This is a genomic window from Ravibacter arvi (assembly GCF_039540405.1).
GTDB classification, from domain to species: Bacteria; Bacteroidota; Bacteroidia; order Cytophagales; family Spirosomataceae; genus Ravibacter; species Ravibacter arvi.
The window spans coordinates 1-504 of the sequence record NZ_BAABEY010000037.1; the positions used below are offsets into that span (position 1 = coordinate 1).

The 504-nt window shown below is 56.3% G+C and carries 1 pseudogene; it reads right to left on the bottom strand.

From position 1 onward, the window contains the following. A pseudogene (locus tag ABD852_RS22990) lies at nt 1–504 on the bottom strand (gliding motility-associated C-terminal domain-containing protein); the annotation flags it as partial.

The following is a 504-nucleotide window of genomic DNA, read 5'->3' on the forward strand; positions in this document are numbered from 1 at the left end:
TCCCCCTTGCGAGAGCCTGACGGTACTGGCGGGTTCTGTGACATCAAAAAGCTGCAATGTTCCGTTTTTGGTAACGTAATATTCGAGCTTGTAGTGATAGGCAGATCCGAGTGTGTTAAGGTTTTTGTCGATAAACAGGGTGTCCGGCGCCCCTTTCTGATGGCTGGTAGGGATTACGGCGATGGGGGTAGTCCCGTAATTGCCGCCTCCCAGTCCTTCGGCCCTGTAGAGCCTGTATTCAAATGGAGCGCCAACGCCCGGGTCGACGCCCTGTGGCCTGATCCATTTGACTGTTACCTGTCCTTTAGCGGGATCGGTGATGTCTACGGTCACATTGGTGAGCAGCGGGGCCACGGAAGGGAGTGCGTCACATGACTGCTGAGAGGCCACGCTTTCGCTTCCTCCGACAAACCGGTTGGGTTCGTTGGGCAATGCGCCATGCCTTGGCATCCTGGCCAGTATCCTGTATGAATAGGCGACGCCTCCTTTAAGCGGCTCGGTCCC